Source organism: Marinobacter vulgaris (assembly GCF_003344045.1).
In the GTDB taxonomy this organism is placed as follows: domain Bacteria; phylum Pseudomonadota; class Gammaproteobacteria; order Pseudomonadales; family Oleiphilaceae; genus Marinobacter; species Marinobacter vulgaris.
The window spans coordinates 574,227-586,732 of the sequence record NZ_QFWX01000001.1 but is presented as its reverse complement, the minus strand read 5'-3'; the positions used below and the strand labels follow the sequence as shown (position 1 = coordinate 586,732).

Sequence of the window (12,506 nt, the reverse complement as noted above, 5' to 3'; positions counted from 1 at the left end):
TCCATCAATATCTCCCGTGCCATTTCAACACTTCATGATATCCTTTTGTGAACTATCTGCTAACCTTCATACTGAATACGCCTTTTTAAGTGCAGCTGCATCCGGTCAACGTATGGGAGCCCACTGCTATGAGTGGTTTTATAGTCAGACTATATCGCTATCATCCGGAACAGGATCGTGTGCCTTACAGCCAGGATTTCGAGGTTGGTGATGAGTTCCGCAACCGCATGGTGCTGGATGTGCTGGAGCATCTGAAAACCCGTGATACTACCCTGGCATTCCGGCGCTCCTGCCGCGAAGGGGTCTGTGGCTCTGACGGGCTCAGCATTAACGGCCGTAATGGCCTGGGCTGCATTACCAACGTAGCGGATGCCCTGGGTAAAAAAAATGTTCTGGAAATCCGGCCACTTCCGGGCATGCCGGTGATCCGGGACCTGGCGGTTGACCAGTCACTGTTCTTCAAACAGTACGAGCGCGTTATGCCCTGGCTGATCAACGATATGCCGGACCCGGCAATTGAAAGGCTGCAAAGCCCGGAGGACCGCGCAAAGCTGGACGGGTTATACGAGTGCATCCTCTGCGCCTGCTGCACCTCCGCCTGCCCGTCCTGGTGGTGGAATCCTGAGAAATACATCGGGCCATCGGGGCTGTTGCAGGCGTATCGGTTCCTTGTGGATTCGCGGGATACCGCCACCGGCGAACGCATGGAAAAGCTGGAAGACCCGTTTAGCGTATTTCGCTGCCGCGGCATTGGCAACTGCACAGCGTACTGCCCCAAGGGCCTCAATCCCATGAAAGCCATTGGTCATATCAAGGCCATGCTGCTCCGGGAACAGATCTGATTGCCCTTGCCGGTTCACTGATTTGCAGTGTTTAACCAGGTACCAATTGATTTATCTTCAAGAAGACAATGTGGCTCCCTGTTAATCTGGCAGAACCTGTTTTCTTCCCGAGGATTAGTAATGACAGAGGATCCGCGCAAACCTGACTGGAACCCTCGAAGCGACGAAGTGTTGGGTGGCCAGATACGGGCCTACGATACCATGCGTGCCCAGTGTCCGGTCGCCTGGAGCGACTACCAGCACTGGACGTTGTTCAGACATGGCGATGTTATGCGAGTACTGGAAGATCACCAGACCTTCAGCAGTGCGGCATCAAACCATCTTTCCGTCCCCAATGGCATGGACCCACCTGACCACACCCCCTATCGGCAGGTAATCGAGCCTTATTTCTCGCAACAGGCCATGAGTGAATTCGAGCCGGCCTGTCGCAGCATTGCCCATCACCTTGTCAATAGAATTCGATGGCTATATTTATGATTTGCTGGAAACCCGACGCCGCGCCGCAGCCAACGCTCCCATGGACGTCACTACGTTGTTGATGAAAGAACTCGTCAATGGGCGCCCCATGACCGATGAAGAGCTCACAAGCCTTCTGCGCAACTGGACTGTCGGTGAACTGGGCACAATCAGCGCCAGCGTATCGATTGTTGTTAACTACCTATCTGAACATCCGGATCTCAGGCAAAGCCTTGCCAATGACAACTCTGCGTTGCCGGACGCTATCGATGAAATACTGCGCATGGACGCGCCTCTGATGTCCAACCGCCGGGTCAGCACCCGGGATGTGGAGATTGGAGGAAGGCGGATTCCGGCAGGCGAGAAAATCACCATTTTGTGGGCATCCGCTAATCGTGACGAGAGGGTCTTCGGTGACCCGGATGCGTTTTGCCCAAAGAAGAACCGTGACCAGAATCTGCTTTATGGTGCTGGCGTTCACGTCTGCCCCGGTGCACCGCTTGCCAGGATGGAGCTGAGGGTTCTGATGGAGGAATTTCTGGCCGCTGTCGACACCCTGGAACCTGCGCCCGATGAGCAGCCTGAGCGGGCAGCTTTCCCGACCGGCGGCTTAAGTTACCTGCCAATGATCATCGGGAAACGTCAAGGATAGGAGTCAGTTAACCGGTTTTTCTTCCCTGAAACCCAGCTTCTTGAGAATCACCATAGCCGGGCACCATTTGGTGAAGGAGGACTGGATCAGGTTAAGGGCAATGAAGCCGGTAAAGAAAAGCCAGTACGGGCTTACATAGTGAGCCAGCAGAATGGAAATCAGCGTGAACACACCGGCTATCAGCCGAAGACCTTCATTAACTGTCATAACGACCTCCTTTATGGAATATCGATATACCTTCAATGAATATGCTCCGCTCAGCAATGACTTAAATCATGATTTACACACATGGACGCGAAAAAATGATCCGGTCGAAACACTGCCTTACAGCGGCTGCATCAGTTTCATAGCCGGTTATTCAGAATAAAATCCCGTAGCGCTACCGCATTGTTATGTTTGGTATCTTTTGCCGCGAACACCAGGGTAATCCGGTTGTGTTCTTCAACCAGGTTTTTGAGTTTCTCAAGATCTTCAACCGCGTCTTCCGTGGCTAGCTCGCTGAGGTATCGTTCCCGGAACTCCGACCATTTATCCGGATCGTGGCCGAACCATTTCCGCAATTCAGTGGACGGTGCCAACCCTTTTAGCCAGTGGGCGATATCGGCATCTTCTTTGGCCACACCCCGGGGCCAGATGCGGTCTACGAGTACCCGCGGGCCGTCCGAGCGGGCGGGGGCTTCATAGGCCCGTTTAAGGCGGATATCCATAATTCCCTCCCTCCTTTCTGTGCGAATGTATTGTCCGAGGTTACTCCCTGAATTCCATGCCCGCAAAGCGCCAGGTCAGCTATGGTCAGCACTTACAGTTCTTGACAAGTCTGTTCATAAGCGATGTGATCGAATAACAGTCTTTCGAGGGATACATCCGGACTTATCATCATCAGGAGGATGAAATGGACGCTCTCGTCAATTCCCTGCCCACCATCAGTTGGCACAACATCCTTGCCGCAGGACTTCGGATATTGGTCATCCTGGTAGCTGCCTGGATTGCATTGTACCTACTCCGCCGGGGCCTGCATCGCCTCGAACGTCAACTGGCACTTCGCACCCGTAAAGAAGGCGAGCCGCTAACCGAGTCGGCCAAGCGCATCGACACCCTTATCCGGCTTTTACGCCAGGGCATTTACCTGGTTCTCTGGATAATTGTGGTCCTGCTGATTCTCAGACAGGCTGGCATTGACATTACGCCGCTCCTGGCCGGCGCCGGCATCATTGGCCTCGCGGTAGGCTTCGGGGCACAGAGCCTTGTGAAGGATCTCATTTCCGGTTTTTTCTTCCTCCTGGAAAATCAGGTCCGTGTTGGTGATGTCGCCATGGTTAACGGCACCGGCGGCCTGGTTGAAGCTATCAACTTCCGCACTATCATTCTCCGGGATCTATCCGGGACCGTGCACATTTTCCCCAATGGCAGCGTCACAACCATGGCAAATATGACACGTGAATGGTCTGCGTACGTGTTTGAGCTGGGAGTGGCCTACAAGGAAGACACGGACAGGGTCGTGGCTATCATCAACCAGGTTGGCGCGGAAATGAAAGCAGACCCTGCCTACGGGCGCTTTATGCTGGATGAATTGCCGGAGCTGTTCGGGGTGGATAAATTTGGCGATTCTGCCGTGGTCATCAAAGGGCGCTTGAAAACCACGCCCATCAAACAATGGGAACTTGGTCGGGAATTCCTTCGTCGCATCAAGAAAGCATTCGACGATCAAGGTGTAGAAATTCCCTTTCCTCATCGCACACTTTACATGGGCGATGCCAGCAAACCCTTCGACATCAGAACCTCGCAAAAGTAAATCGGCTCAAAACAATCTTGAAATCGACTTCGTTGTCCACTATCCGGGCATTCCGCGGCTGATGCTAGTGCCAATCCCTGACAGCAAGTAGCATCACTGCTATGGTGTTTTTAAACCTGCAAATAAAAGGAATTATTCAAATGACAGCTAGAACCGGAAAATTCCTGGCTACCGTATTGTTGGGCCTGACAATCTCAACCAGCTCCCTCGCCGCGGAACCTGTCACCCCCGAACTCACTGACAAACTGAGCCAACTGCTTCAGCAGGAAATGAGAGCGGTACAGGGGGGCATGACTTCCATTCATTCCGCCATGGTTATGGGCCAGCATGAGGCTGTTGCAGAGAATGCCCAACAGATTCATGACAGCTTTATCCTGCAACAGGAGCTGACGGAGGAGGACCGCAAAGACCTGATGTCCGCTGTTCCGAAGGGCTTTATCAAACTGGACAAGGAGTTTCACAAGCTCGCAGCTTCACTGGCAGAAGCTGGTAGAAACGAAGACACCAAAGAACAGCACAGACTGTTCAGCAAAATGACAGGCAACTGTATTCAGTGCCACAGCAAGTACGTGTCTGACCGTTTCCCTGACGTTAAATCCGTCAAGGACTGATCGGCTCCTCGACGGCATGAATCGGCCAGGATGATGGCATCCACGCCCAGGCCTGCAGCGCGATCTACTGGCGTTTTCCATTGCTCCCAGCCATCCGGCTGTGGATAGGTATTGATGGCACAGAAAACACGGCTGCCCCTGGAGTGGGCGTATTCGATACCTTCACCGGCACGCTTGTCATTGAAATTCAGCCCCGCAAACTGGCGGGCGTTGGTGCTGCCACGGAAGCCGAAATAGACTGCATCAGCGCCATTGTCCACGGCGGTTTTCAGGGCTGGCAAACTACCAGCCGGGCATACGAGCTCCATGGCTATCTCCACTGCAAGAGTGCGGACACCATACCGCCACCCGCGCAGGGAGCGCCTTGACCATTGTCAGCGTGCGGTCCTAAGGATCAACAACGCCAGCCCACCCCTTTGTGAGTACCCTACGCAGGATTACCTAGGCACTGGTTTCTGGTTTCAAATCATACAGCTAACATTTAATTACAAAGACTTACCTGCCAGTGACTACCACCACAGCTACCCACTCACGTGAATACCACCTGCTCCGATTGTTCCGGACAATGGGCCCACGTTTCACAGAAGAGAATGGACCATGAGCCTGATCAACAATCTCTCCATGCGTGGCAAGCTACTGGCACTGGTTTTGCCAGCGCTTGTTGTTATCGCCTACTTTGCGATGGACTCCATCACCACCAGCTACGATGAACTTGGCAACATGCGGGAATTGCGCACCATGGTGGAGCTGGCAGATATCGGTGACCCGCTGATCGAAACCCTGCAGAAGGAACGCGGCCGGTCGGCTGTGGCTTTTGCCAGCCAGGCGGGAACCGAGATTGCCAAACAGGCAAACCGGGATCTGGGGGTGCAACGGCAACAAACCGATACCCGCCTGCGAGAGTATGACGCACAGCTGAATACTCTGAGGCTGGAGGCAACCTTTGACGACAGCGTCGATGACAACATCCGTTCTGTGCAGCAGGCGCTTGGAAACCTGGACTCACTCAGAGAGTCGGTCGACAGGCGGAGCATCGCCGCAGCCGAATCGGCCAAGCGCTATACCGCGCTTATCATGGAGCTGGTGGAGCGAATTCCGCTGATTATCCGCCGCTCAACCGACCCGGGCCTGACCCGGGAAGTCAACGCCTACTATGCCCTGGCAGAAACCACCGAGCGTGCTGGCCGCGAGCGTGCGGCGGGTGCTTCATTGATTCGCAGCGGTGACTTCGACCTGCCTTCGATTCAACAGATCGCCGACCTCGGCGGACAGCAGCAGGCCTACCTCAATCAGGCCCTGAGCATGCTTTCTTCAGAAGCCCCACTGACCACCGCCCTCAAAAACCTCGGGCAAACGGCAGCCAGCCGTGACCTTGTGGAAATGCGCGAAACCCTGTTCAGCAGCCCCTCCGGCCTGTACGCACTGGATGCGCCGGAGTGGTTTGCAACCACCACCCGTCGTATCGAGGGTCTTAACCAGACCCGATCGGACGAGCTGGAAAAAATACTGGCGCAGGCCGACAGGGGGGTTGCTGACGCCCGCGGTGAGCTGGTTACCGCCTCGATCATTGCCCTGGCTGCCATTCTTGGCGTCCTGGTGCTGACCGTGTTTATCATTCGCGCCATCAGCCGTCAGGTCGCCGACTTGCTTGCGGCCGTCCGGTTTGCCATGGACAACAAGGATCTGACCCGCCAGGTTTCCATATCCAGTAGCGATGAAGTGGGCACTATTGGCAAGGCCATCAACGAGCTGTTCGGCCGTTTCGGCAGTGCCCTTCAGCACATCGACAAGGCCAGTGTCCAGCTGGCAACCGCCACCGAAGAGACCAGTTCCACCGCCGACCAGAATGCCGGCCAGGTGAAAAATCAACAGCAACAGATTGAGCAGGTCGCCGCAGCAACCGAAGAGATGTCTGCCACATCCGAGGAAATCTCACGCAATACCCAACAGGTAGCCGATGCAGCCGGCAGCGCCATGGAAAAGAGCCGCGCGGGCGAAGAAGTCCTGCACGGCAGTGTGCGCAGAATCCGCTCTCTGGCTACCTCGGTGCAGGAGGTAAACGAGGTGATCGAGGAGCTGGAACGCCGCAGCACCTCAATCAGCGATGTGGTGGATGTGATTCGTCAGGTGGCCGACCAGACCAACCTGCTTGCCCTCAATGCTGCCATTGAAGCTGCACGGGCCGGCGAGCATGGCCGTGGCTTTGCAGTGGTCGCCGACGAAGTACGTACCCTGGCGCGTCAGACCCACGAGTCCACAACCAAGATTGAAGGCATTATCAACGGCTTCAAAGACATCACCGACAGCGCCAGCCGTTCCATCACCGCCAGCCACAAACTGGCCAATGAAACCAGTGAGCAGGCATCGGAACTGGAGCAGACGTTTGCCGATATACTCAGCGACGTAAACAGCATCTCTGACATGGCTTCCCAGATTGCCACGGCCTCTGAGGAACAGGTGTCAGTGACCCGGGAGCTCGCGGGTAATATGGAGTCTGTCAGTGAGGCAGCAATCCTGACGCTGACCGGCTCCCAGGAAATTACCCAGGTAACCGGGGAACAGGCGCGGCTTGCACGCCAGCTCCAGGACCTGGCCAATGAGTTCAAAGTGCCCGCCTGAACAGCGTCCATACCGAAGCCCGGCGACAGGTGCCGGGCTTTCAGGGCTCAGGCATTTCTGCTCAGCCAGCCCGATCAGATGAGATCTTCATCTGACTTCCGGGCCCTTCGAACGTCACGGGCTACGGCCCGGCAAATGACACCCAGCACAACAAACGTGATTGCTGGCCAGATCAGTATGTAGGCTCCATAAATCAGTTCGTTGGTCATTTTGCACCCTCCGGAATCATTGCGGCATCGTCTTCGATACCCGCGTCATCGTAGTCATCGACCCGCTTTCTGATCAGGTCGAAATCAAAACGCTCATTGCTGGTCAACGTCATGGCGGTACAGACCACCGCACTGGCACCATAGGCTGTCAGAGAAGCCACCAGCACCATGTAATCCCGCAGGAAACCGGTGGCGAAAACCAGCATGGCAACCAGCGTGATCAAACCGGCCACAAGCCCGGCCGCGCGGCCAAAGAAGCCGAATACCATCATGCCGATGACCACAGCACCGCCAACAGACGCCAATACCTCAAACGCCAGCACCGTGAATCCGGTCATTTCCAATAACTCGAAACGCGCGATACAGAACAGAGCCATGGCCACCACCACAGACCAGGTGAAGGCGGCATTGGTGACCCGGTCCCAGTAACAGCTGACGATGACCGGGAACACAATGGCCCCCCAGAGGGCACCCACGAACACCAGCATCACCAGGATATCGAGAGAGAAACTGGCGAACACCAGTCCCGCTACCGTGGCGACAACCATGGTGATACGTCCGACCAGCATCATCACTTTGGGATCGGGATTATTCCTGGCGATATTCTTGCCATACACGTCCGCCATTACGATGGTCGAGAGTGCAGACAAATCCGAGTCGGCGGTGGAAGACAGGGACCCGATCACCAGAATGAAAAACAGGGCCACGAAGACGGGCGACAGATAGGTGGACACCATCTGGGGGATCAGGTTGTTCATGTTGCCATCGATCGGCTCCATGCCCACAGACAGCGCCATCAGGCCAATCATGCCAAGGCCGATAACAATGGCGCCGTAGCCGATAGTGGCTGTCACAAACGTCGATTTGATGTGCTTTTCACGAACCGCAAACAGGCGTTGGGAGATAGTCTGGTTGCCGATAGCGTAGGCGAGAACGGCCACGAAGAAAGGCGCCCCCTGGTTCATGATGGCGTCCACCGAAAACAGGCTGGCCTGCTGGTCGGTCATACGGCTCAGGCCATCGACCATCACTTCCGTACCACCGGCTGAGAACAGCACGGCAGGAATGATAATGATGGCAATGGCCATCAGTGCGACCAGTTGGGCAAAATCCGTAAACACCGAGGCCCGGAAGCCGGAGGTCAGGGTGTAAGCCAGCACACCGATACCGGCAACGATCACACCGGTTTCGAACGATAAGGGGGAAAGCACAGACACCAGGGCACCGGCAGCCGTGAAGTTCACCATCAGACTGATCACACTCCCCAGAATATTGGAGCCTGCCAGAATCAACTGGCTGGAGGCGCCATGGCGGGCGTGAATCAACTCACCCAGGGTGTGGCCATTGGGCGCAAGCTGGCGAAATCGGCGACCAAACGGATAGATGAACAGAATCATCAGGGCGCCCCAGAGGCCGTAATGAATAGGCCCGGACACGCCGTAGGTATACCCGGATGTGGCCGCGGCATAGAAGGAGGCGGCCCAGATCCAGGTAGCAGTCATGCTCGCTGCGCCCATGCCAAAGCCGACATGATGCCCCGCGACCATAAAACCGGAGGTGTCTTCCCTGTCTTTGCGGATCAGCAGCGTCAGCAGGTAGGTGCCGCCATAGAAGGCGGCAAGCAGCAACAATACAGTCACTGTGGAGAATTCGGTAAAGCCGGTGTCGTTCAAGTCACAACCTCTTTTCAAAACAACAAACAGCCGCCAGTGGCCCGAATCATCTGGAATTCGGCCGTCAGGGGCAGGTGTCGGAAAACATCGCATTCAGGCGGTGCGGCTATTCAGGCGCGCGCAGAACAGCCACCGCTGGAGAGGTTTGAGGTCGCTAAGGGAAGCTTAGATGGGGCAAAAGCCCGCAAGAATTGTTAGATGTCAAAGTATTTTTATCCTCTTGACCAGAAAACCGCAAGCCAGGTGAGAGAGCGCATGACAGTACGCAAGAACTCACCTGGAGTCCAGTGGTTAGAGGGCGAAATATTAGCATGCAATACAGGTGGCTTTTGGCAAAAGCAGGTCAGATGATCCGCGAGAACCGCTGACTGGCACCCTCCTTCCGGTACAGATCAAAAATCTGGCAGATGGCGCGAATCAGCAGCCGGCCGGCGGGCTGGACCTGCAATGCAGTGCCATCATCGGCAATGAGCTCATCCTGAATCATCGGCTTCAGGCGGTTCAGTTCATCGGTGAAGTAGCGATCCAGATTCTCCCCCCACTCATTGGCAAACTGCTGGCGGTCCAGCCGGAACTGGCAGATCAGCTGGCCGATGACCCAGCGGCGGATACGGTCGTCCCGGCTCAGGTTCACACCCTTGGTGATGGCGAGCTGGCCGGCATCGATAGCGGTTTCCCAGGAAGGCAAGTCATGATTGTTCTGGAAGTAGGCATCGTCGGTCTGGCCGATCGCGGACACACCCAGGGACACCAGGTCGCAGTCCGAGTGGGTGGTATAACCCTGGAAATTCCGGTGCAGCCGCCCTTGCCGCTGGGCCACGGCGAGGCTGTCGTCCGGCTTGGCAAAGTGGTCCATGCCGATGTATTCGTAACCTGCCTCCAGAAGGCGATTGATGGTGTTGTGCAGGATAGTCAGTTTCTGCTGGGGCGTGGGCAGCGTCTCCGACAGAATACGGGTCTGCGGATAGAACCGGTCCGGCAGGTGGGCATAGCAGAACACCGAGAGCCGGTCCGGCGACATCTCGATCACCGCTTCCAGGGTTTCAGCGAAGCTTTCCGGGGTCTGGTGCGGCAGTCCGTAGATCAGATCCAGGTTGATGGAGCGGAAGCCCAGGCGGCGGGCTTCGTTGAGCACGGCCTCGGTCATTTCCCGGGGCTGGATGCGGTTAACGGCTTTCTGAACCTTCGGATTTACATCCTGCACACCCAGGCTGATGCGATTGAACCCCAGATCCCAGAGCGTCGGCAGGGTGTCCTGGTCCACTTCCCGCGGATCGATCTCCACGCTGTAATCCCGATCGTCACCGGTCTGAAGGTTGAACAGTTCGCCATAGCCTGCCATCAGGTGTTCCATGACCTCCTTTGGCAGGAAGGTGGGTGTGCCGCCACCCCAATGCAACTGTTTCACGGGCCGGTCCGCACCGAACAGCCGGGACTGGATCGCGGCTTCCTTCAGTAGCCGCTCCACGTAGGGCATGGCCTTGTCGCGCTTCTTGGTGATCACCTTGTTGCAGGCGCAGTAGTAACAGAGGTGGGCGCAGAACGGCAGATGCGTATAGAGTGACAATGGCCGGCCGCTGGCCTTGCTGCGAGCGGCTGCCTTTACCATATCTTCCACCGGATAATTCTGGTTGAATTCCACTGCCGTCGGGTAAGAGGTATAGCGCGGGCCGCTAAGGTCATAGCGGCGAATCAGCGCTTCGTCCCAGATGAATTCCGGCAGTGTGGATTCGGTGGTTTGCAAGGTGGCGGTGGCAGTCATAATACGAGCTCTGGTGTCGAAAACAGGGGGCATCCGGATAATGTCGACATCCTAGGACATTCCGGCGCTTCGCATTTTGATGCGGGTCAGCTGAACGATGGTTTCAGTTTACCAGCCCCCTTGATGAACCACCCTTGGGCTCTTGGCGTATCCTTGCTACCTCTTTTGGGGAGTATATGGTGTTTGGCGCCCGGCAAGCGGAGGGGGTGCCCTGCCAAAATACGCTGTGAATACGTCCCTGTACGCTCGGCTCCGCCATCCATGGCTACGCACGATTTTGGCAGGGCACCCCCTCCGCTTACCTGACTGTTCTGCAAAGCCGCAAACCAAAAACGGAGCCTACCCTTTGCCATGCCAAACCTGATTCTGATTCTCGGTGACCAGCTGACCCCCGATATAAGCGCACTGGAAGACGCTGACCGAAAACGGGACCGGATCGTGATGGCGGAGGTCCATGACGAAGCCACCTATACCAACCACCACAAGAAGAAAATCGTACTGCTGTTCAGTGCCATGCGCCATTTCGCGCAGCGGTTGCAGGCGGATGGCTGGCAGGTGCATTACCAGGCCTACCATCCGGACAATCACGAGCAGAGCCTGGAGGCCGTCGTCGCCCACCAGCTCAACGAGACCGGCGCGGATCGAGTGATTACCACCGAGTGCGGCGAGTGGCGGCTGCATGAGCAGATCAGTCAGTGGCATGAACGGCTTGAGGTGCCGGTGGAGATCCGCCCGGATTCCCGTTTTATTGCCAGCAAGCAGGAATTCGTGGATTGGGCCGAGGGCCGGAAGCAGCTGCGGATGGAGTTCTTTTACCGGGAAATGCGGCGAAAAACCGGTTTGATGATGACTTCTGATGGCAAGCCCGAGGGTGGGCAGTGGAACTTTGATGGCGACAATCGCCGCAAGTGGACGGGCAAACCGGCAGCCCCCGCCCCGTTCCGGGTGGAGCCTGATGACGTGACGCAGGCGGTGATTGACCTGGTGGAGGAGCATTTTCCCGATCATTTCGGCACCACGGAGGACTTTCACTTTGCGGTAACGCCAAAGGACGCTGAGCGGGCCCTGGATTACTTTATTGACTTCGCCCTGCCCTGCTTTGGCGACTTCCAGGACGCCATGTCCGATGACGAGGACTGGCTGTTCCATTCCATTCTGTCCCCCTACATCAATTGTGGCCTACTGGACCCACTCGCTGTTTGCGAAGCGGCTGCCCGGGCCTGGCATGCGGGGCGAGCGCCGATCAATGCGGTGGAAGGGTTTATCCGGCAGATCCTGGGGTGGCGGGAGTTTGTGCGGGGGATCTACTGGATGAATATGCCGGGCTATGCGGAGGAAAACCGGCTTGGCAATACCCGCTCCCTGCCCTGGTTTTACTGGACCGGTGACACCAAGATGCGCTGCATGCACAAGGCCATTGATGCCACCCGCCGCAACGCCTACGCCCATCACATCCAGCGGTTGATGGTCACCGGCAACTTCGCGCTTCTGGCCGGCGTCAGGCCCGAGGAGATCTGTGACTGGTACCTTGCGGTGTATGCCGATGCCTATGACTGGGTCGAGTTACCCAATGTGCTGGGCATGGTGATGCACGCCGATGGCGGCTACCTGGGTTCGAAGCCCTATGCGGCAAGCGGCAAGTATATCCAGCGGATGTCGGACCACTGCAGCAACTGCCATTACAAGGTCAACAAATCCACGGAAGCCGATGCCTGTCCATTCAACGCGCTGTACTGGCATTTCATCGACCGTCACCGGGATGATTTCGCCGGCAACCCGCGGATGGGCATGATGTACAGGAACTGGGACAAGCAAAAGCCGGAGCGGCGCGAGGCGCTGCTCAAGCGTGCCGATGACCTGTTGATACACCTGGAGCAGCTTTGACCGCGG

12 protein-coding genes and 1 pseudogene are annotated in these 12,506 nt (G+C 56.5%); 7 read left to right on the top strand and 6 right to left on the bottom strand.

The window, feature by feature from the left end:
- Positions 1-128 precede the first annotated feature (128 nt).
- The 3 genes from DIT71_RS02745 (at position 129) to DIT71_RS02740 (ending at position 1,950) form a co-directional block, all read left to right on the top strand.
- Positions 129-842: a succinate dehydrogenase iron-sulfur subunit gene (locus tag DIT71_RS02745; protein WP_114611659.1), complete on the top strand. Its 714-nt coding sequence runs from the start codon at positions 129-131 to the stop codon at positions 840-842.
- Positions 843-962: 120 nt separating this feature from the next.
- Entirely contained in the window at positions 963-1,319 is a 357-nt protein-coding gene (locus DIT71_RS18080) for a cytochrome P450 family protein (protein WP_227537911.1), read from the top strand.
- Positions 1,288-1,950, top strand: coding sequence for a cytochrome P450 (locus DIT71_RS02740; RefSeq protein ID WP_227537910.1), 663 nt, complete (start codon positions 1,288-1,290; stop codon positions 1,948-1,950). The genes DIT71_RS18080 and DIT71_RS02740 overlap by 32 nt, the downstream gene beginning before the upstream one ends.
- A gap of 3 nt (positions 1,951-1,953) precedes the next feature.
- Here DIT71_RS02740 and DIT71_RS02735 read toward each other — a convergent pair whose 3' ends face one another.
- Positions 1,954-2,157, bottom strand: coding sequence for a YgaP family membrane protein (locus tag DIT71_RS02735; RefSeq protein WP_114611658.1), 204 nt, complete (start codon positions 2,155-2,157; stop codon positions 1,954-1,956).
- A gap of 137 nt (positions 2,158-2,294) precedes the next feature.
- Complete coding sequence (locus DIT71_RS02730; RefSeq protein WP_114611657.1) at positions 2,295-2,657, bottom strand: DUF488 domain-containing protein; 363 nt, start codon at positions 2,655-2,657, stop codon at positions 2,295-2,297.
- Positions 2,658-2,842: 185 nt separating this feature from the next.
- On the opposite strand from DIT71_RS02730, the gene DIT71_RS02725 reads away from it, so the two are divergent.
- Together DIT71_RS02725 and DIT71_RS02720 are read left to right on the top strand one after the other, a co-directional pair.
- The gene (locus DIT71_RS02725) at positions 2,843-3,742 is read left to right on the top strand and encodes a mechanosensitive ion channel family protein (RefSeq protein ID WP_114611656.1); all 900 of its coding nucleotides are present in this window, start codon (positions 2,843-2,845) and stop codon (positions 3,740-3,742) included.
- Positions 3,743-3,882: 140 nt separating this feature from the next.
- On the top strand, positions 3,883-4,353 hold the full coding sequence (locus tag DIT71_RS02720; RefSeq protein WP_158538946.1) for a cytochrome c: 471 nt from the start codon (positions 3,883-3,885) through the stop codon (positions 4,351-4,353).
- Positions 4,354-4,373: 20 nt separating this feature from the next.
- Here DIT71_RS02720 and DIT71_RS18585 read toward each other — a convergent pair.
- Positions 4,374-4,661: pseudogene (locus DIT71_RS18585) on the bottom strand (peptidase U32 family protein); the annotation flags it as partial.
- A gap of 289 nt (positions 4,662-4,950) precedes the next feature.
- On the opposite strand from DIT71_RS18585, the gene DIT71_RS02710 reads away from it, so the two are divergent.
- Entirely contained in the window at positions 4,951-6,972 is a 2,022-nt protein-coding gene (locus DIT71_RS02710; protein WP_114611654.1) for a methyl-accepting chemotaxis protein, read from the top strand.
- 74 nt (positions 6,973-7,046) lie between these two features.
- On the opposite strand, the gene DIT71_RS18075 is transcribed toward DIT71_RS02710, so the two are convergent.
- From DIT71_RS18075 to hemN, 3 genes are all read right to left on the bottom strand, one after another.
- On the bottom strand, positions 7,047-7,181 hold the full coding sequence (locus tag DIT71_RS18075) for a putative transporter small subunit (protein ID WP_227537909.1): 135 nt from the start codon (positions 7,179-7,181) through the stop codon (positions 7,047-7,049).
- Complete coding sequence (locus DIT71_RS02705) at positions 7,178-8,854, bottom strand: sodium:solute symporter family protein (RefSeq protein WP_199490932.1); 1,677 nt, start codon at positions 8,852-8,854, stop codon at positions 7,178-7,180. Before DIT71_RS02705 ends, DIT71_RS18075 begins: the two co-directional genes overlap by 4 nt.
- A gap of 343 nt (positions 8,855-9,197) precedes the next feature.
- Complete coding sequence (gene hemN / locus DIT71_RS02700; protein ID WP_114611652.1) at positions 9,198-10,616, bottom strand: oxygen-independent coproporphyrinogen III oxidase; 1,419 nt, start codon at positions 10,614-10,616, stop codon at positions 9,198-9,200.
- A gap of 351 nt (positions 10,617-10,967) precedes the next feature.
- Between hemN and DIT71_RS02695 the strand changes: the two genes are divergently transcribed.
- Complete coding sequence (locus tag DIT71_RS02695; RefSeq protein ID WP_114611651.1) at positions 10,968-12,500, top strand: cryptochrome/photolyase family protein; 1,533 nt, start codon at positions 10,968-10,970, stop codon at positions 12,498-12,500.
- Positions 12,501-12,506: the final 6 nt, after the last annotated feature.

What these genes read in the sequence shown, in the direction of transcription:
- DIT71_RS02745 (WP_114611659.1), top strand. Translation starts at nt 129, where the DNA reads ATGAGTGGTTTTATAGTCAGACTATATCGCTATCATCCGGAACAGGAT.
- DIT71_RS18080 (WP_227537911.1), top strand. Translation starts at nt 963, where the DNA reads ATGACAGAGGATCCGCGCAAACCTGACTGGAACCCTCGAAGCGACGAA.
- DIT71_RS02735 (WP_114611658.1), bottom strand. Translation starts at nt 2,157, where the DNA reads ATGACAGTTAATGAAGGTCTTCGGCTGATAGCCGGTGTGTTCACGCTG.
- DIT71_RS02730 (WP_114611657.1), bottom strand. Translation starts at nt 2,657, where the DNA reads ATGGATATCCGCCTTAAACGGGCCTATGAAGCCCCCGCCCGCTCGGAC.
- DIT71_RS02725 (WP_114611656.1), top strand. Translation starts at nt 2,843, where the DNA reads ATGGACGCTCTCGTCAATTCCCTGCCCACCATCAGTTGGCACAACATC.
- DIT71_RS02720 (WP_158538946.1), top strand. Translation starts at nt 3,883, where the DNA reads ATGACAGCTAGAACCGGAAAATTCCTGGCTACCGTATTGTTGGGCCTG.
- DIT71_RS02710 (WP_114611654.1), top strand. Translation starts at nt 4,951, where the DNA reads ATGAGCCTGATCAACAATCTCTCCATGCGTGGCAAGCTACTGGCACTG.
- DIT71_RS18075 (WP_227537909.1), bottom strand. Translation starts at nt 7,181, where the DNA reads ATGACCAACGAACTGATTTATGGAGCCTACATACTGATCTGGCCAGCA.
- hemN (WP_114611652.1), bottom strand. Translation starts at nt 10,616, where the DNA reads ATGACTGCCACCGCCACCTTGCAAACCACCGAATCCACACTGCCGGAA.
- DIT71_RS02695 (WP_114611651.1), top strand. Translation starts at nt 10,968, where the DNA reads ATGCCAAACCTGATTCTGATTCTCGGTGACCAGCTGACCCCCGATATA.